The following is a 21,611-nucleotide window of genomic DNA, read 5'->3' as shown; positions in this document are numbered from 1 at the left end:
CGCGAAGAACAAGAGTTTACAGGATAGACGAGCAAGAACTATGCGCGTGCTCAAACAAAGCTCGAGCATCCACCAGCAATGCTCCGAGGAAAATCATTGTGCGCCCGCCGCGATACGAAGGCGATAACGCGCACTTCGCTGGTGCGGGACGCGCCCCGTTGCGGGTCGGCGACGCTGTGCAAGAGTGCTGCGTGCGGCGCACGCGGAGCGATGCCCGGAAATCCGTTCGCGACTGCACGAGGATGCGTCGTCCTGGCTCGTGCGGCTTTCAAGTTCGCTCCGAAGGATCGGTCTTTTTCGCGGGCGTGCGAATCTCCGGCGACAACTGCGCAAAGATCCATGACGAGCATGCGGTGATGATGCCGACACACAGGAACGTCGCATGAAACGCGGGCAGCGAATTGGCGCCGCTCACGCGTTGCATGATGCCCGTAAAGGTTGTCAGCAACGCACCGGCCACCGTCACGCCGAGACTCATCGAAAGCATCTGCACGAGCGAAAACAGGCTATTGCCGCTGCTGGCGCCGCCGGTGCCGAGGTCCTTCAACGTCAACGTGTTCATCGCGGTGAACTGCATCGAGTTCACGCCGCCGAAGAGCGCCAGTTGCACGAGCCGCAGCCACAGCGGCTGATGCGTGCTCGTGAGCGCGAAACTCGCCATCATCAGGCCGACCAGAATCGTGTTCGCCATCAGCACGCGCCGGTAGCTGTACTTCAGAATCAGCTTCGTCACGAGGCGCTTCGTCGCCATGCCCGCGGCCGCCACGGGCAGCATCATCAGCCCGGCTTCGAATGCGCTATAGCCGAGGCTCACCTGCAACAGCAGAGGAATCAGGTAGGGCATCGAGCCGCTGCCGATCCGCGCGAACAGATTACCAAGCAGCCCAACGCTAAACGTGTGGATCTTGAACAGATCGAGCGGGAAGATCGGCGCGGGCTCGCGCACCGCGTGCAGCCCATACGCAACGAAGCACGCCATGCTCAGAATCAGCAGCACCAGCACCGTCGCATGTTGAATGCCGAACTCGGTGCGGCCATCGAGCGCGAACGAAATCGCCACCATGCCCACCACCAGCAACAGGTAGCCGCCAAGGTCGAATTTGCCCGTGTGTTCGTTGCGGCTATCCGGCATGAAGATAAACGTCGCGATGCAGCCCACGATGCCCACCGGCACGTTGATCAGGAAGATCCAGTGCCACGACGCGATCTTGACGAGCCAGCCGCCGAGCGTCGGTCCGATCAACGGTCCGATCAGCCCCGGAATCGCCACGAACGACAACGCCGGCAGATAGCGCTCAGCCGGAAAGGTTCGCAGCACCGCGAGCCGCCCAACCGGCAGAAGCATCGCGCCGCCTACGCCTTGCAGAACGCGGAAGAGCACCAGTTGGTTCAGCGTATGCGCGTTCGCGCACAGCAACGAGCCCACCGCGAACACGAGGATCGCACTGAAGAACACGCGCCGCGTGCCGAGTCTGTCGGCGAGCCAGCCGGACACGGGGATCATCACCGCCATCGTCAGCGAGTAGGCGATCACCACCGATTGCATGCGCAACGGCAGTTCGCCGAGGCTTGTCGCCATCGCGGGCAGCGCGGTGTTGACGATCGTCGAATCGAGCGTCTGCATGAAGAAGCCCGTGGCGACCAGCCACAGCATCACGGTCAGCGAGCGGGGCGAAGGACCCGAGGGGATATCGGGAGCGAGGGCGGGCGGAGGCGGCGTGGACATATGAGGCGGCTGGGCGCGCTCGGTCGGGCTGGGACTCGCTATTCTAGGGAAAAGTGGGTCCCAGCGCAGCCGGCAGCGCAGCGTTGCACGGGTCTCGGCGCTGTGTCACGGCCGCGCTCCGCGCCGTGTTCACGCATCAGGCGGCAACTGCGCCGCCGCATGAAAAAACGCCTGCGCCCGTGGCTCGTTACCAAACGCCACATGAATCCTGATCCACGGGCTCACCTCCCGGTTCGGCCTGAAGTGCTGTCCAGGCAGCACTGTCACTCCGAGGGGCTCGCCGCATTCGACGAGCCGCTCGGCGTCCGCGACATGCGGCACGCGTGCCCACACGAACTTGCCGCCCGCTGGTTCTGCGAAGATCTCCCAGCCGGCATCTTCGAGTGTCTGGACGGTCGAGCCGAGCGCGCCGCGCATCTGGCGGCGCAGTCGCTCCAGATACTTGCGATATGCGCCGCGCTCCAGCATCGACACCGCCACCGCTTCGGCAAAGCGCGAACAGCCGATGCTCGTCAGCATCTTGATGTCGACCAGGTCCTTGATGATCGCGTGACTCGCGACCACGCAGCCGATCCGTAGCGAAGACGACAGCGTTTTCGACAATCCGCCGATGTAGATCACCTGTTCGAGTTGGTCGAGGGTGGCCAGGCGGTCGGTGAGCTCGGTCTGAAAATCCGCGTAGATATCGTCCTCGATGATCTGGAAGCCATGCTCTCGCGCCATTTGCAGCAAACGGAATGCGACCTGCGGTGCGACCGTGGTGCCGGTCGGATTGTGGAACACGGTGTTGATGAGCAGCAATCTGGGCCGGTGCAGCTTCAGTTGCGCCTGCATCGCGTCGAGGTCGGGACCATTGCCGGTGCGTGGAATGCCGATCAGCTTCATGCCGTGCAGGCGCAACAGGCCGTACAGGTTGTAGTAACCGGGGTCCTCGACAAAGATCGTGTCGCCTGGCTTGAGCATGTAGCGCACCAGCAGATCGAACGCCTGGCTCGCGCCATTGGTGATCAGAATCTGCGATGCGTCTGCCTGGATGCCCAACTGGCCAATGCGGCCGCGCAACTGTTCGCGCAAGACCGGGTTGCCGAGCGGCGTCGCGTACTCGACCATGCTAGCCGGATCGGTTCGAGACACGTGGCGGATCGCCTGCGCAATGCCATCGATGTCGCGCCAGCTTTCGGGGATGAAACCGGTGCTGAGCTTCAGCGTCTCGCCCGGAAAGTTGAATTGCTCGAGCAGATGGTCCGACTCGACATCGGCGCGGCGCGGGTCCGAAGTGCCCTGGCAGCGCATGTCTGTCGGTTGGCGATCGGCGACGTAAAAGCCGGAGCCGTGGCGCGAGTCGACATAGCCGAGCGACACCAACCGGTCGTATGCCTCGATCACCGGAAAGCGGCTTACGCCGAAGTCGGCGGCGAACTGGCGGATCGACGGCAGCTTTGAGCCAGGATGTGCATTGCGCGAGCGGATCCACGCCGAGACGCCCGTGACGATCTGCTCGGTCAGCGGCACGGCGTTGTCCCGATCGAGCTGGATTTCGAGTTTCATACGCTTGCCTTCTGTCGCCAGGCTGCGGACGCGAAAGTTTTAAACCTGCGCCGCGCGAGCCATGCCAACTGTTCGGTTTTTTGACTGAACAGTTCCGATGAAAGTGTTCGGAACTGTGCATGGGTGTCCGATCATCGCACGTCAATAATCGGTACAACAGAAAGTTCATCGAGGAGAACGGCGATGCGAGAAGTGCGAGTTTTCGAGCTGGAACATGGCGAGCCCGTCACGGCCTGGCGGGTTGCGCGTCCGACGATTTTCAAGGTGATCAGCGGCAACGTCTGGCTGACCGTCGAGGGCGAGCATGAGGATCACTGGCTGGCGGCGGGGCAATCGATCGAGTTGGCGCGTGGATCGGTGGCATGGATCAGCGCCGGGCGGGACGGGGCGCGTTTTGCGCTGGCGAGCGGCTCGGAACGCAAGCTGCCGACGCTGCTATTCGGCTGGCCGATGCCGGCTTGGCTGGCGCGTCGGCCAGGCGTGGTCTGATGCAGGGCGAACGGCGAGCCGTCTCTTCGTAGGCCCTAAGCAGCACCTCCCGCCTCATACTCCCCGATATACCGCGCCCGCGGCCGGATCAACCGGCCATCGCGCGCCTGCTCCATCGCGTGCGCGATCCAGCCGACCACCCGCCCGAGCGCGAACAGCGTGAACGCGGCCCCGCTCGGCAAGCCGAGCACGCGCTCGATCGCGGCAAGCGCGAAATCCACCGTCGGCTCCGCGCCGGTCGTGTCGCGCACCGCTCGCTCGACCTGCAGCACCTCGTTGAGCGGCGAGCGGGCGGGCGCGCAGTCGGCAAGCATCGTCAGCAACAACCGCGCGCGCGGATCACCGTCCGGATAGAGCGGATGACCGAAGCCCGACAGCACCGGACCTTGCGCGCCGTGCTCGTAGCGCGCGAGACGGTTCGCCAGATAGCGGTCCAGTTCGGGCGAGCGCGACGCCTCATCGAGCAGCGCGGCGATGCGCACGGTTTCACCGCCGTGACGCGGCCCGGAAAGCGCCGCGAGCCCGCCCGCAACCGCGCCGAACAGGTGCGCGCCCGTCGACGTGATACAACGGACCGTGAACGTCGACGCGTTCAGCTCGTGATCCGCGCACGCGACCAAGGCCGCGCGCAGCAGTCCACTTTGCTGACGGCTGCGCACCCGCCAGGCCGTCGCGATCTGCCGATGCAGCGGTTCGTTCGACGGCGCCGCCGGCAGCATCGCGGCGGCCAGCAGCCGCATCACGGCGCACGCGGTGTCGAGCTGCGCATCGCGGCCGAGCGCCCACACGCGCGGCATCTGCGCGGCGGCGGTCGGCAGCAGCACCAGCGCGCGATCGAGCGGCGTGCTGTCACTCCACAGCTTGAGCCACGCGGCCCATTGCGCGGGGGCGAGCGGCACGACGGGCGCGTCGGCGATGCGCCGCGCGCTGCATTCCCACAACAGCGCCGCGATGTCTTCGAGTGACGCACTGCGCGCGAGCTCGATCGCGTCGTGCCCGCGATACAGTGGTCGACCGTCCGCGACCAGCGTGATCGACGATTCGAGCACCGGTACGCCCCAGTCGAGCACCTTCTGCGCGACCTTGCCGGCGCGTTTGCCGTCCGCCTTGCGACGCGCGAGGCGGCGCACCTCGGCGGCATCGTAGAGCCGATGCCTGCCTTGCGTATCCGGCGACGAGCCGAGCATGCCGCGGCTCACATACGCGTACAGCGTCGGCAAACTGACGCCGAGCGTTGCGGCCGCTTCGGCGGCGGTCAGGTAAATCGGGGCTGGCATAAAAGTGCGTATAAACCGAAGAAATCAATATATGTTGATTATCATAATCAAGGTTGATTGCGGCAAGGCGCAAATTTAGACTCGGTGCATCCGCTTCCTGTCCGCGCGGCCGGCTCGCCCGCCCGATCCCATGACGCCCGAACTCGCCCTCAAGCACATCTGGACCCTCGCCGGCAGCGATCCAATCGCGCTGCACACCGTGTCACTTGCCGGCGCGGACCCCGGCTTGCCGTCGGTCTACCGCGTCGGCAGCCTCGCGGCGTCGACCATCGCCGCGACGGGCCTCGCCGCCGCCGAGTACTGGCGCTTGCGCAGCGGACGCCGGCAACAGGTGTCGGTGCAGATGCGTCGCGCGCTGGCGGCGTTTCGCAGCGAACGCTATTTGCGGATCGACGATGGGCCGCCGCCCGCGCTGCGCGATCCGGTCACCGGCTTCTATGAAACGGGCGACGGCCGCTGGATCCAGCTGCATACGAATTTCGCGCATCACTTGAAGGGCGTGCTCGAGGTGCTCGGCTGTGACAATGGGCGGCCCTCGGTGGCGGCCGCGATTCGCGGCTGGGAGGGCGCGACGCTCGATCAAACGCTCGCCGACGCGGGCCTGTGCGCCGCCTTGATTCGCACGCCCGACGAATGGGGCGCGCTCGAGCAGGCCAAAGCGATCGCGCGCTTGCCGCTGTTCGAGATCGAGCGCATCGGCGACGCCCCGGCCGAGCCGCCGCGCCACGCCGACGCCGACGCTGACCCCGGCATCGACCGCCCGCTCGCGGGTGTGCGGGTGCTGGATCTGTCGCGGATCATCGCGGGACCGGTGGCCAGCCGCGCGCTCGCGCATCACGGCGCGGACGTGTTGACGATCAACGGGCCGCATCTGCCGAACATCGCGCCGCTTGTGATCGACAACGGCCGCGGCAAGCGTTCGGCAATCGTCGATCTTCGCGAGGCGGCAGGCTGCGATACGTTGCGCGGACTCGCGCGCGATGCCGACGTGTTCCTGCAGGCCTATCGTCCGGGCGCGCTCGAGGCGCGCGGCTTCGGGCCGGACGAGCTTGCGCGGCTGCGGCCCGGCATCGTCTATGTCTCGGTGTGCGCGTACGGGCACACAGGGCCGTGGGCGCAGCGACGCGGCTTCGATAGTCTGGTGCAGTCGGCGAGCGGCATCGCGTGGACCGAGCGCGCGGCGGCGGGTTCAGCCGAGCCGCGGCATCTGCCGTGTCAGGCGCTCGATCACGCGACCGGCTATCTGGCCGCGTTCGGCGCGATGGTCGCGCTCGCGCGGCGCGCTCGCGAGGGCGGCAGCTGGCACGTGAAGGTGTCTCTTGCGCAGACGGGGCGTTGGCTGCGGTCGTTCGGGCTGCTGGCCGACGGACAGCAGGCGCCCGAGGTGTCGCTCGACGATGTGCGCGATTGCGTCGCGAGCGTGCAATCGGAGTTCGGGCGTGTGCTTGGCGTGCTGCCGGCGGAGGAACTGGAGCAGACGCCTGCGTTTTATGCGCTGCCGCCGGCGCGCATCGGCGCGCACGAAGCCCGGTGGACGTGACGGTTGGAGCGGGCGGCGCGTTCAGGTTGGGAACGCGGCGTACCTAACCGCCCATCGTGTCGCAGCTTACTTTCGCAACTCCGCCACGAAGTCGTAGTAATCGTTGCGGCAGTACGTGTCCGTCAGTTCGATCGCGCGCTGATCCGCCGTATAACCCACGCGCGTGATCAACAGCAACGCCTCGTTCGGCGCGATGCTCATCTGCTGCGCGATCTCGTCGCTCGCGTTCACCGCGCGGAAGTGCTGCAACGCGCGCACGATCGTCAGTCCGCGATTCTCCAGATACGTGTACAGCGAGTCGCCGATTGCCTGTGGATCGGGAATCACCGCGGCCGGGAACGTCGAATTCTCGACCGCCATCACGATGCCGTCGGCGAGCCGCAGCCGCCGCAGCCGCGTGACCGCGGCGGCCGGCGACAGCCCCAGCTGGATCACCTCGTCGCGATTGGCCGGTGAGATTTCGCGCGACAGCCACTTCGAACTCGGCGTGAAGCCGCGCCGCCGCAGCATTTCGCTGAAGCTCGACAGACGCGACAACGGATCTTCGTAGCGCGGCGTGATGAAGCTGCCCGCGCCTTGGGTGCGGCGGATCAAACCCTGCTCCACGAGCAGCGCGATGGCCTTGCGCGACGTGATGCGCGACACGCCGAGCGCCTCCGACAGCACGCGCTCCGAAGGCAGCGCCTCGCCGGCGTTCCAGCGGTTTTCGTGGATCGCGCTGCCGAGCTTGCGGGCAAGTTGCAGATAGAGCGGCGTGTCGTTTTCCGGGTCCGGGCGCAGGTCGCGCCAGCGGTCTTCCGAGGCAGAGGTCATGGGGCTCACGCAAGATGGGCAAGCGGCAATTTTAAAACATCGGCGCGTCCCGTTATAGCTGGCTTTTGCCAGGCGCGCCGTCGTGAGGCCGCGGAGCCGCTAAACTCGTCGCCAGGTTTTTCGTAGCATGCGTTGCGTGATGAGGCGGCGGGCCAGCGCATCGCATCTGGATCGAACCACTTTCGAGGAGTCAGCATGACGAGCAAGATCGCAAGCGTGAGCCTGCCGGGTGGCGAGCGCATGCCAGCACTGGGGCAGGGCACGTGGGAGATGGGCGAGCAGCGGGCACGACGCGCGGCGGAAATCGATGCGCTGCGCTGCGGCATCGAACTCGGCATGACGCTGATCGATACCGCCGAAATGTACGGCGACGGCGCGACCGAGTCGCTGCTCGGCGAAGCGCTCGCGGGTTTGCGCGACAAGGTGTTTCTGGTCAGCAAGGTGTATCCGCACAACGCCAGCCGGCGCGGCGTGATCGCCGCGTGCGAGCAGAGCCTGAAGCGTCTGAAAACGGACCGGCTCGACCTGTATCTGCTGCACTGGCGTGGCTCGGTGCCGCTGGCGGAAACCGTCGACGGCTTCGAGGCGCTGCGGCGCGCGGGCAAGATCCGTCACTGGGGCGTCAGCAACTTCGATACCGACGACATGGAAGAACTCGTCGCGACGCCAGGCGGCGACGCGTGCGCGACCAACCAGATTCTGTACAACGTGGCGCGGCGCGGGCCGGAGTTCGATCTGTTGCCGTGGCTCGCCGCGCGCGGCATGCCCGCGATGGCGTACAGCCCGGTCGATCATGCGCGGCTGCCGAAACGCTCGCCGCTCGACGATATCGCCGACGCGCGCGGCGTCTCGGTGTTTCAGGTGGCGCTTGCGTGGGTGCTGGGCAAGCCCAATGTGTGCGCGATTCCGAAGGCGGCGCGCGTCGAGCATGTGCGCGACAACCATCGCGCGTCGCAACTGGTGCTGGAAGCCGGCGAACTCGCCGCGCTCGACGCGTACTTCAAGCCGCCGCGCGGCAAGCGTGCGCTGGAGATGTTGTAAGCGCCGGCGCGGCCGCCGTCCGTTGCGGAACGGCGGCGCGCGAGGCTCAAAGCGCTGTGGGTGTCGATGACGCCGCTCGCGCTGACGCGGCGCTCAGGTGCAGGGATGGTGCTGATGCACGGAGCCGAGCACGGCGACTTCGGCGGGGGTGTGCTGCAGCGCGTCGTCCGGCACCTGGGTGGCATCGGCGAGGAAGTCGTCGACGATCGACGACACCGCCACGTCGCGCAGGCATAGCGACACGCGCTGCGTTTCGTTGGCGGGGAGGGTTGCTCGTTGCGAGAGGAACAGCACGCCGTATTGATAGCCGTGGATGATGCCGCGGATCGCGCCGACGCATTGCCCTTGCGCGACGTTGTCGTGGCGCTGTTTGCAGCTCTGGACGAGCGAGTAGGCGGAGAAGCTCGGGTCGACCGGTGGTGACGCTTGCGACAAGGTTTGCGCCATTGGCTGCGCGGGTGTTTGCGCATTGGCGAGCGATGCGAGGCCCAGGGCGGCAGCCGCCAGCACGGCGGCTGCCGTGCGGGTCGCGGAGGGGGGGACGCTTCTATGCATGTTGTGGGCCCTCATATCGAACGATGAATTTGATATGAGGCGGTCGTCTCGGATTGGTTCCATAACACTCGCACGCAAGGGAAGTTGAGTTCCCGCCGCTCGCGGTGCGGTTCGCGCGATGGCGCGAGGCGCGGCTCGCGCGCTCTCCGAGCCATTCCGCCAGCGCGCGCCGAAGGCGAGCGTGCCGCTCCGACCGGCCTCCGGCGGTGACGCCCGACCGGGGGATCGGGACATCACCGCCGTTGCCAGCGGATAGCGGACAGTATGCCGGGACATGTCGCCGGCGGGTAGGGCGCGGGGCCCCCTACCCGGGGGGCAACGGGCGACGCCTAGTGCCCGTTCCCGCCACCGTTGCCACTGCCGCCGCTGCCGCCACCCTTGCCTCCGTGACCGCCGCCGAAGCCTCCGCCGAAGCCGCGCCACCGAAGCCGCCACCGAAGCCGCCACCGAAGCCGCCACCGAAGCCGCCACCGAAGCCAGCACCATTCGCACCGCCGAAACCACCGCTAGGGCCACCGCTAGGGCGACCGCCAAAGCCACCACCTGGGCCCCCGCTGGAGCCTCCGCAACCTCAGCCGCCGCTCCCGCAGCCGCCACCGCGCGGCGCATCATTGCACGGGTAGTACTGATCTGATTTTCCGGACTTCATCGCGCGTCTCCAGAGCGAAGGACCATACCTCTCTGCCGCCTTCACGAGCTGCTCCAGCGGCGGCCGACCTGCCTGCCTGCGCGCGGGTCTTGTCGAACCCCCAGTCCGTTGTGTCGAAGTTGTCCGTGCGTCGCTGCCGTGCTGATCGCGCGAGGTCGCGCCATCGCGTGGTGACGCTCGTCGGGCGGATATGCGCGGCGTTGCGCGCCCGGTTTGGCTTCGAATCTCTGGCCGGTAAGTTAGCGATATCCATGCCACGCGTCGCAAAGCCTTGAAGCGACACGGGCGATATCGGGATGTGCAATGCGCACGCTGGAAAAACGCCTCAAAACGTTGCGACGATGAAACGCGCGGACGCAAAAGTGTGTTCCGACGTGGGATTCGTTAAGAGGGGCGGTGTGCGTCGATGAGGTTCGAGTCGACGCTAGCTGGCGTTTTCCGACGCATCGTCGGAGGTGCCGCCATTCGTCGGGTCGCCCGCATTGTCGTCGCGCGGCTCGCTTTGCAGCTCGCGAAGTGTGGCGACCGGAATATGGCAGCGAATCCGGTGCGCCGAAGACGAATCGGCGGCGCCGTCCGCGTCGAGAAACGGCGGGTCCTGCTGCTCGCAGATCGCGCCGAGCTTGCGTGGACAGCGCGTGTGAAACACGCAGCCCGACGGCATCGCGCCGGGCCCGGGCAACTCGCCGGAAAGACGGATACGCGTACGTTGATGCATCTCGCCGCATGCGCCGTCGCCCGGCAGCGTCGGCACGGCGGACAGCAGTGCCTCCGTATAGGGATGCTGCGGTCCATCGAACACGGCCGCCGCCGGGCCGATTTCGAGCAGCCGACCGAGATAGAGCACCGCGATGCGATCCGACACATAGCGGACCACGTGCAGATCGTGCGAGATGAATACGTAGCTGACGCCGCGCTCGCGCTGCAGATCGGCGAGCAGGTTCAGAATCGCGGCCTGCACCGACACGTCGAGCGATGAAGTCGGCTCATCGCACACAACGACGCGTGGTTCGCCGGCGAAAGCGCGCGCAATCGCGACGCGCTGCTTGAGCCCACCCGAAAGCTGGCGCGAACGTGCGTCCAGATAGCGCTCGGGCAGCCGCACGGCGTCCGTCAGCGTGGCGAGCCGTGCGTCGATCTCGGGCCCGCGCAGCGCGGTGAAGCGCGCGAGCGCACGGCCGATCAGCCGCTTGACGGAATGCGCGCGATTGAGCGCCGAGTCCGGATTCTGGAACACGATCTGCAGCGATTTCAGCTGCTCGTCGCTGCGTCGTGTGACGCGCGCGGCGAGCGGGGCGCCGTCGAGTTCGAGCACGCTGCCGGCATCGGGTGCGAGCAGGCCGAGCAGCAGCCGCGCGAGCGTTGTCTTGCCGCTGCCCGATTCGCCGACGAGGCCGAGCGTCTCGCCACTCGCGAGTTCGAGCGACACGTCGTCGACCGCGCGCAGCGGGGCGCCCGATACGTGGAATGTTTTCGACAGGTTCCGAGCGCGCAAGACCGGCGCAGAGGGCGCGCGCGGCCCCGCGTTGGATGATGCGGCCGCCACCGGCGCCGCGCTCGATGTCGCACGCGGCAGTTCGATCGCACGCTCGTGATAGTGGCAGCGCGCCATCTGATCGCCATGCCGGGCGCCGAGGCGATAGGGCGGCGGCGCGTCGCGGCGGCAGCGCTCGTCGGCGAGACGGCAACGCTCCGCATAGATGCAGCCCTGCGTGACCGAGCCCGGCAGAGGCAGGCCGCCCGCGATCGTATCGAGCCGCTCGCTGTCCTTGCTGCGTCCGGCCGTCGGCAGGCAGCGCAGCAACCCGACCGTGTACGGATGACGCGGCCGCGCGAACACGTCCTGGGTCGCGCCTTCCTCGACCAGCTTGCCCGCGTACAGCACGCCGACGCGTTCGCACATGCGGCCGATCACCGCGAGATTGTGGCTGATGAACAGCACCGCGGTGCCGAGTTCCTCGCGCAACTGTGCGACGAGATCGAGCACTTCCGCTTCGACGGTCGCGTCAAGTCCGGTAGTCGGTTCGTCGAGAATCAGCAGCGCGGGGTTCGACGCGAGCGCCATCGCGATCACGACGCGCTGCTGCATGCCGCCCGACAATTGATGCGGATAGCTGTTCATCACGCGCTCGGGCGCCGCGATGCGGACGCGTTTGAGTATATCGAGCGCGCGTTGCAGCGCCTCGTCGCGCGCGACGCCGGCCGCCTCGAATGCTTCGGAAACCTGACGGGCGATCGTCAGCGATGGATTCAGTGCGCGCCCCGGGTCCTGGTAGACCATCGAGACGGTCGTCGCACGCATGCTGCGCAGCGCGTCGGCACCCAGCTTCTGCACGTCCTCACCGGCGATTACGATCTTGCCGGCCTTCACCTTGCCATTGCGCGGCAGATAGCGCAGCGTCGCCATTGCCACGGTCGACTTGCCGCAACCGGATTCGCCGACGAGCCCATACGCCTCGCCGCGTCGCACGCGAAACGATACGTCCTGCAGCACTTCACGATCGCGTCCGCGGATCCGGTAGGTGACCGTCAGGCCGACCACGGTCAGGGCATCGGTGCGATCGCTTTTCGACACGTCGAACGCGGCGAACGAGGAGGGCGGTGGGCCGTTCATTGGTCGAGCACTCCCTGCACGCCGTCGGCGATCAGATTGACGCCGACCACCAGTGACGCGATCGCGCCCGCCGCGAACACGACGGTCCACCACGCGCCGCCCGCCATCAGCGTGTAAGACTCCGACAGCGCGAGCCCCCAGTCGGCCGACGGCGGCTGGATGCCGAAGCCGAGAAACGACAGCGTCGCGACCGCGAAGATCGCATAGCCGAGCCGCACCGTCGCTTCGACGACGATCGGCGGCAGGACGTTCGGCAGGATCTCCGCGAACATGATGTACGGCGCGCGTTCGCCACGCAGCTGCGCGGCGGCCACATAGTCGAGATGCCGCTCTGCGAACACGGCGGCGCGCACGGTGCGGGCTGTTATCGGCGTGAAGGTGGTGCCGATCACGAGAATCACCGTGAAGTTCGACGCACCGACCGCGGCGAGCGCGAGCAGCGCGACGATCACGAGCGGCAGCGCGAGCACCGCGTCGATCATGCGGCCGATCACGTCGTCGACCCAGCCGTCGAAGTAGCCGACCAGTAGACCGAGCGCGGTGCCCGCCGCGGTGCCGAGCAGGGTCGCGAGCGGCGCGATCGTCAGGATGTCGCGCGCGCCGACGATCACGCGCGAGAATACGTCGCGGCCGAGCTGATCGGTGCCGAACCAGTGCGTGCGATCGGGCGGCGTCAGCGAATTGAGCGGATCGGACGCGTACGGATCGAGATGCACGAACCACGGCCCGGCGATCGCGCAGACGATCCACCACGCGACGATCAGCGCGCCCACGATGAAGGTCGGCGAACCGAGGAGCAGGAGGAGGCGCGGGAAACGCGGCTCGGAGCCCGGTGCGCCTGGCGCGGGCGAGCCTGGTGGCGTCGATGAAGCCGGCGGCACGGTCGTATTCATTCGGCGGTCCTCACCCGCAGTCGCGGATTGAGCAGCACGTGCAGCGCATCGGCGACCAGATTCGCGAGCGTATAGACGACGCCGATCGTCAGTACGCCCGCTTCGAGCATTGGAAAATCCTTCGCCTTGGCGGCGTTGTAGATCAGCGAGCCGATGCCCTGGTAGTGGAACAGCGTCTCGACCACCACGAGTCCGCCGATCATGTAGCCGAGTTGGGTGGCGGCGACGGTGATCGTCGGCAGCAGTGCATTGCGCAGCACATGCCGCCAGATCACGACGTGGCGCGGCAGGCCCTTGAGGATCGCGGTGCGCGTGTAGTCGGCGTCGAGCGCTTCGACGGTGCCCGCGCGTGCCATTCGCGCGATGTAGCCGAAGAACACGAGGACGAGCGGCAGCACCGGCAGCACCAGATGGCGCAGCTGTTCGAGCACGCTCGCATCGGGCGGATATGAGGCCTCGATCGGAAGCCAGCGCAGCCACACGCCGAACACGAGAATCAGCACGATCGACGACACGAACTCCGGCACCACGGTCGCCGACAAACCGGCGATGCTGATCGTGCGATCGAGCCAGCGCCCCGCATGCATCGCCGACCACACGCCGCCTGCGATGCCGAGCGGCACGACGACGATGAACGCGAGCAGACCGAGCTTCGCCGAATGCCCGAGCGCATCGGCGATGAACGGTCTGACCGGTTCGCGATACGCGTACGACAGCCCCATGTTGCCGCGCACGAAATGCGTGATCCAGTCGATGTATTGCGTGAGCAGCGGCCGGTCGGCGCCGAGCTGATGATCGAGCGCGGCGACCGCGCGCGCATCGGCGAGCGGCCCGAGCACCGCGCGGCCGATATCGCCGGGCAGCAGTTGACCGCCCGCGAACACGATCACCGACAGCAGCCACAGCGTGATCAGCGAAAGACCCGCGCGCGTCGCGAGAAAACGCGCGACGCGGCCCGCGTTGCCGTTCGTCGCGCGCGGCATACGCGATGTATTCGAGGCGGGAGAGGGCGCCGGAGCCGACATCTTGAGTTCTCCTGCGAAAAGCGAGGCGGACAGCGCGCTGCTTACGCGCTGAGCGTCGCGCGATCGAAATACAGTTGCGCGAGCGCAGTGAAGCGCACGCCGTTCACGCCCTTGCGCATCGCGATCAGCTGATCGTAGAAGAACGGGATGATCAGTGGCGTTTCGTCGAGCAATAGTGTCTGGATCTGCCCGGAGATTTTCTTTTGCGTGGCGAGATCGATCGCCGCGACGAACTGCGCGACCAGTTGATCGTATTGCGGATTCTTGAAGTGCGCGGCGTTCCATGTGCCGTTGCTCGTCAGTGTCGCGTTGAGGAACACGTTCGGCACGCCGCGATGGCCGTAATCGGTGATGCCGAGCGGCGAGTCGAGCCAGTCGGATTTGCCCGGCGTGCCCGCGCCGTAGTAGAGCGATTGGCTCTCGACCTTCAGATTGATGCGCACGCCGATCGCCTTCGCCGCGTTCTGCACGACGACCGCGAGGTCGGGGATCTCCATGTATTTTTCGGTGGTCAGCGTGACGTCGAAACCATTCGGCACGCCGGCCTGCGCGAGCAGCTGCTTTGCCTTCGCGACGTCGATCTTGCGTTGCGGCACGCCCGCATCCGACGATGGAAACACCGGCGCGAACGGGCTGTCGTTGCCGAGTTGTGCGCGACCCTTGAAGAGACCGCGCACGATCACGTCGCGATCGAGCGACAACGCGAGTGCCTGACGCACGCGCTTGTCCTTGAAGAGCGGGCTGTCGTTGCGCATGTGAATCTGGCGGTGCGCGCTCGACTTGACGCCGACCGCCTTGTAGTCCGGATTGTTCAGGATGGCCGCGCCGCCCTGCACGGTGAACGTGCCCATCACGTCGGCCTGGTGGCCTTGCAACGCGAGCAGTTGAGCCTGCTCGTCGGCGTAAAAGGAAAACTGTACGCGTTGCGGTAACGCTTTTTCGCCCCAGTAGTCGGGATTGCGCACGAACGACGCGCCAACCTTCGGCTGATACTTTTCGAATTTGAACGGACCCGTGCCGATGAAACTCTTTTCGTAGTTGCCCGCGAAGTTCGCGGGCAGGATCACCGCGTTGTAATTATCCGAGGAAACGTAGTACGGGAAATTGCCGGTCGGCGCGTCGAGATGAAACTCGACCGTGTGTTCGTCGACGACCTTCGCGCCGCCTTTCGACAGCACGCCCTTTAGTACCGATAGCGCGGCCGAGCCGCTCGCGGGATCGGCGAGACGGTCGAAGGTCGCGACCACGTCTTTCGCGCCGAAGCTCTGGCCGTCGTGGAATTTCACGTTCTGGCGCAGTTTGAAGGTCCACACGTCGCCCTTGTCGTTCGGCTTCCACGACAGCGCGAGCGCGGGCTTCAGCATCAGCTTCTCGCCGTCGTCGTCGATCAGGAATTCGCCGGTCTGGTTCAGCAGTGCGAGACTCGCGGCGTCAGTCACCGTCAGCGGATCGACGGCGCCCGCCGGCGTCAGATGCGCGACGCGGATCGTCTGGTTCGACCCGGCCGAAGCACCTTGGGCCCGCGCTCGCGGCGCGCCGAGCAAGCCGCCACCCGCGAGCGACAGACCGATCACGCTCGCATGGCGCAGCAGTTCGCGGCGCGTGATGCGGCCGGCGACAAACTCGTCGAGGGCGTGGTTGCCATAGGCGTCGGCTGTGAGGCGGGCTGCGTCCAATGCGTCAGGTGCGAGAAATCGGTCCGCTGGCGTTTTCATCGATGGCGTGTCCAACCCGTTCTGTTGCTGGTTCGGAGCCGTCGCGCGAGTCGCGCGACGGCGCGAGGTGCAGCGCGCCTTCCGATGGGCGGTGGGATGTGCTGGGGCCGCTATCGCGAAAGGGCAACGCTATGCAGAGCGGTCTCAGTGTAAGCGATTGCTCGCGGCTCTGGCGCACCGGGGGCGCGCCGCGCTAGTCGATCGGCCGATAAATGACGCGCGGTGTGTCGTCGTCACAACGGTTACCGGACGCGTGCTCGCGAGGGGCGGCCGCGATTGTGGACGGATTGGCGGAGCAACACGGTGCGAAATGCGGTTTCGAACTCCACAAGGTGGAACTCTCAAGGAAACCTACGAATAAGCCCGATCTGCGTTGAGGTGCCGCGCGACCGGGACGGCAGCTTCGAACCGATGCTGGTGCGCAAGCACGACCGACGCTTCACATGCTTCGACGACAGGACCAATGAAGGTCCGCGGAAGACGCTGAACTACGAAACGTCAGCCGAACGGTTCCGGCCACTTATCGTGCCGCCCTATCCGGCCGTCTCCAGCGATGAAACAGCACCGAGCCGATCCAGCACGCCATGAAGGCCGCGATGATCGCATAGCCGAGCGCGCCGAAATGATCGTTGATTCCGACGATCGCATCCGACACCCCGCCGCTCCAGCCGAAGCGATCCGACAGCAGCCCCAGCGCCTCGACGCCGCCGATCACGATCGCGACCATCGCGGACACGAACGTGATGCTCGCGTTGTAGTAAAGCTTGCGCTTCGGGTCGTCCATCGCCCAGCCGTACGCGTGCACCATCAGCACGTTGTCGGTCGAATCGACAAGCGTCATGCCGGCCGTGAAGAGCGCCGGGAACACGAGGATCGAATAGAGCGGCAGGCCAGTGCTGGCCTGCGACGCAGCGATCGCGAGCAGGCCGATCTCGGTCGCGGTGTCGAAGCCGAGCCCGAACAGCACGCCGACCGGATACATGTGCCAGCTTTTCGTGACCAGCCGAAACAGCGGCAGCAATGCGCGCGACAGCAGCCCGGCTGGAGCGAGCGCATCGGCCGACGCTGTGGTCGCAGCGTCGCCACGTTGCGTGTGCCGGTAGCGGCGCCACACGTCGCGCAGGACCACGAGATTGACCGCCGCGAGCACCAGCAGGAACGACGCGGAAACCAGTGTCCCGAGCGTGCCACCCACTTCCTTGAAGCTTTCGAAGCGCCCGTTCAGCGAATGCGTGGTCCAGGCGATGCCGATCGTCGCCGCGATCACGATCGTCGAATGGCCGAGCGAAAACGCGAGCCCGATCCCGACCGGTCGCATGCCGGTTTGCATCAGCTTGCGCGTAACGGCGTCGATCGCCGCGATGTGGTCGGCGTCGACCGCATGACGCAGTCCGAAGCCATACGCGAGCAGCGCGGTGCCGAGCAGCAGCGGGTAGTGGCGAAACGCGACTAGCGCCCACAGCCATGCGCCGAGGTTGGCGGCGAGCAGCACCGCGTAGAGCGCGACGAGGCGAGGGCGCAGCGAGGCGTTAGGCGTCATGTGGCACGAGCGGATGAATGGATAGGTTGATGAGCGGCTTAGTGATCGTGCGGATGCTTGTGGATCGGATCGACCCAGTAGACGGTTTCCGGCTGCTCGACCGCGTCGATGTTCAAATTGACGACGACCGCTTCGTTGTCGCTGCGCACGAGCACGCATTCGAGCGGCTCGTCGGTGCTCGCGTTGATCTCCTGATGCGGCACGTAGGGCGGCACGAAGATGAAGTCGCCGGGACCGGCCTCGGCGGTGAATTCCAGATGCTCGCCCCAGCGCATGCGCGCCTGGCCGCGCACAACATAGATCACGCTTTCGAGCGCGCCATGATGATGCGCGCCGGTCTTCGCATTCGGATGGATCGTCACGGTGCCGGCCCAGATTTTCTGCGCGCCGACGCGCGCCGCGTTGATCGCGGCCGCGCGGTTCATGCCCGGCGTTTGCGCGGTGTTGGTGTCGAGCTGATCGCCGCGGATGACCTTCACGCCGTGTTCGCGCCAGTCGATCTGCTGGCTGGCTTCGGTGGCGTCGTGCTCGGCCCGGTAATGCGGATGTTCGTGATCGTGGCTCATCGTGTCTCCTCCTCGGCTGGCGTGCCGCGTTCGAGTCGTTCGCTTCGGTCTTACGATTCAGGGGCGTGCTGCATGGCTGATCAACATTCTGGCACGTTCAAAAAACGGGTGCGTGACTCGACGATGCAAACGGCGCCATAAAAAAAGCCCGCTCACAGGGAGCGGGCTTCGGCTTGTCGCGCTCAACGCCGCCGCGTCAGTGTCATTGCTTCTTCGCGTTGATCACGGCCTCGGCGACATTGCTCGGCGTCTCGGCGTAATGCTTGAACTCCATCGTGTAGGTCGCGCGGCCCTGGGTGGCCGAGCGCAGCGACGTCGAATAGCCGAACATCTCGGCGAGCGGCACTTCCGCGCGCACCAGCTTGCCGCCGCCGCCCGCGATGTCTTCCATGCCCTGCACCATGCCGCGTCGGCTCGACAGGTCGCCCATCACGTTGCCCATGAAGTCCTCGGGCGTTTCCACCTCGACGGCCATCATCGGTTCGAGCAGGATGGGCTTCGCCTTGCGCATCGCTTCCTTGAACGCTATCGAGCCGGCCATGCGGAACGCGTTTTCGTTCGAGTCGACGTCGTGGTACGAACCGAAGGTCAGCGTGACCTTCACGTCGACGACGGGATAGCCCGCGAGCACGCCGGCTTTCAGCGTTTCCACGATGCCCTTGTCGACCGCGGGGATGAATTCGCGCGGAATCACGCCGCCCTTGATCGCGTCTACGAATTCGTAGCCCTTGCCCTGCTCGGACGGCTCCAACGTAATCACCGCGTGGCCATACTGACCGCGGCCGCCCGACTGCTTGACGAACTTGCCTTCGACGTCCTCGACCTTGTTGCGCACGGTTTCGCGATACGCGACCTGCGGCTTGCCGACGGTCGCTTCCACGCCGAACTCGCGCTTCATCCGGTCGACCAGAATTTCGAGGTGCAGCTCGCCCATGCCGGAGATGATCGTCTGTCCGGATTCCTCATCGGTCTGCACGCGGAACGACGGGTCTTCCTGCGCGAGACGGTTCAGCGCGATGCCCATCTTTTCCTGGTCGGCCTTGGTCTTCGGTTCGACGGCCTGCGAGATCACCGGGTCCGGGAAGATCATCTTTTCAAGGATGATCACATGATTAGGATCGCAGAGCGTGTCGCCGGTGGTCGCTTCCTTCAGGCCGACGGCCGCAGCAATGTCGCCCGCGTAGACCTCCTTGATTTCCTTGCGCTCGTTCGCGTGCATCTGCAGGATCCGGCCGAGGCGTTCCTTCTTTTCCTTGACCGCGTTGTAGACCGTGTCGCCCGAGTTGACGACGCCCGAGTACACGCGGAAGAAGATCAGCTGACCGACGAACGGGTCGGTCATGATCTTGAAGGCGAGCGCCGAGAACGGATCCTCGTCGTTGGGATGACGCTCGATTTCCTTGTCGTGCTCGTCGTGACCGGTGATCGCGGGCACGTCGACCGGCGACGGCAGATAGTCGATCACCGCGTCGAGCATCGCCTGCACGCCCTTGTTCTTGAACGCGCTGCCGCACAACATCGGCACGATCTCGTTGGCGATCGTGCGCGCGCGGATGCCGTGCTTGATTTCGGCTTCGCTCAGCGGTTCGCCGCCGAGGTATTTCTCGAGCAGTTCCTCGTTCGCCTCGGCCGCGGCCTCGACCATCTTGTCGTGCCATTCCTTCGCGGTGGCCGCGAGTTCAGCCGGGATGTCGCGGTACTCGAACTTGATGCCCTGACTGTCGTCGTCCCAGTAGATCGCTTTCATCTTGACGAGGTCGACCACGCCCTGGAAGTGCTCTTCCGCGCCGACCGGAATCTGGATCGGCACGGCGACCCCCTTCAGACGATCGCCGATCTGCCGCTGCACGCGGAAGAAGTCCGCGCCGACCCGGTCCATCTTGTTGACGAATGCGATGCGCGGCACCTTGTACTTGTTCGCCTGACGCCACACGGTTTCCGATTGCGGCTGCACGCCGCCGACCGAGTCGTACACCATGCAGGCGCCGTCGAGCACGCGCATCGAGCGCTCGACTTCGATCGTGAAGTCGACGTGCCCGGGGGTGTCGATGATGTTGATCCGATGCTCGGGATAGTTGCCGGCCATGCCTTTCCAGAACGCGGTCGTGGCCGCCGACGTGATCGTGATGCCGCGCTCCTGCTCCTGTTCCATCCAGTCCATCGTCGCCGCACCGTCGTGAACCTCGCCGATCTTGTGGGTCACGCCGGTGTAGAACAGGATCCGTTCGGTGGTGGTGGTTTTGCCGGCATCGATGTGAGCGCTGATGCCGATATTCCGGTAGCGCTCGATGGGAGTCTTGCGGGGCACGTGAATCTCCTTGTAATGGCGCGCCTGAAACGCATGCCGGGCGACCGCGTGGGCCGCCCGGGGAGTCTGAGTGGTGCTTTATCTGGCGTTACCTTATCGAGATTACAAGGATAGCGCGTCGATTGGTCTTTTGCATGAATCTTGCCAGCCGGCGCGAAGGCTGGTGGCGCGGGGCTGCGCAGGCGAAAAAAAGCCGGCGCCTCGGGTTGAGACGCCGGCTTTTTCGCGGGACAGCGTGGCGGGGCGGTGTCGCCGCTCAGAGGCCGCTCCGGGGTCATTTACGGGCTGCAGGGGCGCGCGGCCCGGCGCTGAGGGTTTTACTGCGTGATACCCGGCACCGGCGGTAAGCCCTGGATCTGCATGCCCGGCTTGATGCCTTTCGCCGAGAACCAGCCCTTGGGCATTTCCAGCGCAAACACGCCGTTGTGCGTCGGGCAGTGGTTGTTGGTGGTCTCGGCCTGCATCTCGTCGATGTCGGTGATCGTGCCGTCGGCGCGCATGAATGCGATCGACAGCGGGATCAGCGTGTTCTTCATCCAGAAGCAGTGGCCCGCGTTCTCGTTGAACACGAACAGCATCCCTTCGTTCGGCGCGAGCTTCGTGCGATACATCAAGCCCTGTTCGCGGTCCGCGTCGTTGGCGGCGACGGCCGCGTCGATCACGAACATGCCAGCGGTCAGCTTGACGCGCGGAAACTCGCTCGGCTGCTTGGCGCCCGGCGGCATCTGCTGCGCCTGGGCGGGAGCCGTGGTGACGACGAACGACAGCGCCGCGAGCGGCAGTGCTACGGCAATGGCGAAACGCGCCATCGACGAGCGCATGGAAAATCGCACGGCAAGACTCCTTGCTGAAATTGACTCGCGCATGTTACGCGAGCGCGTCAAAAACAAAAAGGCAGATCGCCTTGCGGTGATCTGCCTTACAACGCCGTAAGAACGGCAATGAAGCTAGTTCTTTACTGCGTTTTTACAAGCAACTTACTCCGAAGCTGCCGAAGCTGCAGCGGCTGCCTTCTTGTGCGACTTCTTGTGAGCGTGCTTGGTGGTCTTCTTTGCCGACGAAGCTGCTGCTGCCGGAGCTGCCGAAGCTGCTTCCGGTGCCGATGCTTGTGCGAATGCTGCCGTTGCGAAGAGGCCAGCGACCAGAGCGGCGATCAGTTTGTTCATTGTGTGAATCCTCAGCTTGAGTTAATTAACCAAATGACCCGGCATATGTAGAGTCATGTCGGTAAACGTGCCATCCACCTTTCGGTTGACAGCCGCATCGAACAAATTTTTCGACGCGTCTGATAGCGTTCGGACTTTCGCACTCG

Annotated in this window: 17 protein-coding genes and 1 pseudogene; 4 read left to right on the top strand and 14 right to left on the bottom strand. The window is 65.6% G+C overall.

Annotation, left to right across the window (positions count from 1 at the left end; all coding sequences use genetic code 11):
- Positions 1-268: 268 nt before the first annotated feature.
- Both mdtD and HDG39_RS13455 read right to left on the bottom strand, forming a co-directional pair.
- Entirely contained in the window at positions 269-1,726 is a 1,458-nt protein-coding gene (mdtD, locus tag HDG39_RS13460) for a multidrug transporter subunit MdtD (RefSeq protein WP_026226006.1), read from the bottom strand.
- 129 nt (positions 1,727-1,855) lie between these two features.
- On the bottom strand, positions 1,856-3,274 hold the full coding sequence (locus tag HDG39_RS13455; protein ID WP_184006390.1) for an aminotransferase-like domain-containing protein: 1,419 nt from the start codon (positions 3,272-3,274) through the stop codon (positions 1,856-1,858).
- 183 nt (positions 3,275-3,457) lie between these two features.
- Between HDG39_RS13455 and HDG39_RS13450 the strand changes: the two genes are divergently transcribed.
- Positions 3,458-3,763 (top strand): DUF2917 domain-containing protein, encoded by a 306-nt coding sequence (locus HDG39_RS13450; protein ID WP_018421613.1) that lies wholly within the window; start codon positions 3,458-3,460, stop codon positions 3,761-3,763.
- Positions 3,764-3,798: 35 nt separating this feature from the next.
- On the opposite strand, the gene HDG39_RS13445 is transcribed toward HDG39_RS13450, so the two are convergent.
- Positions 3,799-5,040 (bottom strand): citrate/2-methylcitrate synthase, encoded by a 1,242-nt coding sequence (locus HDG39_RS13445; protein ID WP_184006389.1) that lies wholly within the window; start codon positions 5,038-5,040, stop codon positions 3,799-3,801.
- 130 nt (positions 5,041-5,170) lie between these two features.
- Between HDG39_RS13445 and HDG39_RS13440 the strand changes: the two genes are divergently transcribed.
- Positions 5,171-6,580: a CoA transferase gene (locus HDG39_RS13440; protein WP_184006388.1), complete on the top strand. Its 1,410-nt coding sequence runs from the start codon at positions 5,171-5,173 to the stop codon at positions 6,578-6,580.
- Positions 6,581-6,646: 66 nt separating this feature from the next.
- On the opposite strand, the gene HDG39_RS13435 is transcribed toward HDG39_RS13440, so the two are convergent.
- The gene (locus HDG39_RS13435; RefSeq protein ID WP_013090333.1) at positions 6,647-7,393 is read right to left on the bottom strand and encodes a GntR family transcriptional regulator; all 747 of its coding nucleotides are present in this window, start codon (positions 7,391-7,393) and stop codon (positions 6,647-6,649) included.
- Positions 7,394-7,588: 195 nt separating this feature from the next.
- Here HDG39_RS13435 and HDG39_RS13430 point away from each other — a divergent pair, with 195 nt between their 5' ends.
- A complete protein-coding gene (locus HDG39_RS13430; protein ID WP_184006387.1) occupies positions 7,589-8,434 on the top strand; it encodes an aldo/keto reductase in 846 nt (281 codons plus the stop codon).
- A 93-nt stretch (positions 8,435-8,527) separates the two neighbouring features.
- Here HDG39_RS13430 and HDG39_RS13425 read toward each other — a convergent pair whose 3' ends face one another.
- The 5 genes from HDG39_RS13425 to HDG39_RS13405 all read right to left on the bottom strand — a co-directional run bounded on the left by HDG39_RS13425 (position 8,528) and on the right by HDG39_RS13405 (position 15,885).
- On the bottom strand, positions 8,528-8,989 hold the full coding sequence (locus tag HDG39_RS13425) for a Rap1a/Tai family immunity protein (protein WP_184006386.1): 462 nt from the start codon (positions 8,987-8,989) through the stop codon (positions 8,528-8,530).
- 1,073 nt (positions 8,990-10,062) lie between these two features.
- Positions 10,063-12,252 carry an ABC transporter ATP-binding protein gene (locus HDG39_RS13420; protein WP_184006385.1) on the bottom strand — a complete coding sequence of 730 codons (2,190 nt, stop codon included), beginning with the start codon at positions 12,250-12,252 and terminating at the stop codon, positions 10,063-10,065.
- Positions 12,249-13,145: an ABC transporter permease gene (locus HDG39_RS13415; protein WP_184006384.1), complete on the bottom strand. Its 897-nt coding sequence runs from the start codon at positions 13,143-13,145 to the stop codon at positions 12,249-12,251. The genes HDG39_RS13420 and HDG39_RS13415 overlap by 4 nt, the downstream gene beginning before the upstream one ends.
- On the bottom strand, positions 13,142-14,170 hold the full coding sequence (locus HDG39_RS13410) for an ABC transporter permease (RefSeq protein ID WP_260327827.1): 1,029 nt from the start codon (positions 14,168-14,170) through the stop codon (positions 13,142-13,144). Before HDG39_RS13410 ends, HDG39_RS13415 begins: the two co-directional genes overlap by 4 nt.
- Before the next feature lie 41 nt (positions 14,171-14,211).
- On the bottom strand, positions 14,212-15,885 hold the full coding sequence (locus HDG39_RS13405; RefSeq protein WP_184006383.1) for an ABC transporter substrate-binding protein: 1,674 nt from the start codon (positions 15,883-15,885) through the stop codon (positions 14,212-14,214).
- Between the two features lie 306 nt (positions 15,886-16,191).
- Between HDG39_RS13405 and HDG39_RS35840 the strand changes: the two are divergent.
- A pseudogene (locus tag HDG39_RS35840) lies at positions 16,192-16,344 on the top strand (transposase); the annotation flags it as partial.
- A gap of 61 nt (positions 16,345-16,405) precedes the next feature.
- On the opposite strand, the gene HDG39_RS13395 reads toward HDG39_RS35840, so the two are convergent.
- The 5 genes from HDG39_RS13395 to HDG39_RS13375 form a co-directional block, all read right to left on the bottom strand.
- Entirely contained in the window at positions 16,406-17,425 is a 1,020-nt protein-coding gene (locus HDG39_RS13395; protein WP_184006382.1) for a HoxN/HupN/NixA family nickel/cobalt transporter, read from the bottom strand.
- A gap of 38 nt (positions 17,426-17,463) precedes the next feature.
- Entirely contained in the window at positions 17,464-17,991 is a 528-nt protein-coding gene (locus tag HDG39_RS13390; protein WP_184006381.1) for a cupin domain-containing protein, read from the bottom strand.
- A gap of 202 nt (positions 17,992-18,193) precedes the next feature.
- Positions 18,194-20,299: an elongation factor G gene (fusA, locus tag HDG39_RS13385; RefSeq protein ID WP_184006380.1), complete on the bottom strand. Its 2,106-nt coding sequence runs from the start codon at positions 20,297-20,299 to the stop codon at positions 18,194-18,196.
- A 317-nt stretch (positions 20,300-20,616) separates the two neighbouring features.
- The gene (locus tag HDG39_RS13380) at positions 20,617-21,132 is read right to left on the bottom strand and encodes a DUF192 domain-containing protein (RefSeq protein ID WP_184006379.1); all 516 of its coding nucleotides are present in this window, start codon (positions 21,130-21,132) and stop codon (positions 20,617-20,619) included.
- A 144-nt stretch (positions 21,133-21,276) separates the two neighbouring features.
- Positions 21,277-21,465, bottom strand: coding sequence for a hypothetical protein (locus tag HDG39_RS13375; protein ID WP_018421598.1), 189 nt, complete (start codon positions 21,463-21,465; stop codon positions 21,277-21,279).
- Positions 21,466-21,611: the final 146 nt, after the last annotated feature.

It is taken from the genome of Paraburkholderia lebeckiae, assembly GCF_014201005.1.
In the GTDB taxonomy this organism is placed as follows: domain Bacteria; phylum Pseudomonadota; class Gammaproteobacteria; order Burkholderiales; family Burkholderiaceae; genus Paraburkholderia; species Paraburkholderia tuberum.
Note: the sequence above shows the minus strand (reverse complement) of the source record. Positions and strands in the feature narration are given on the sequence as shown.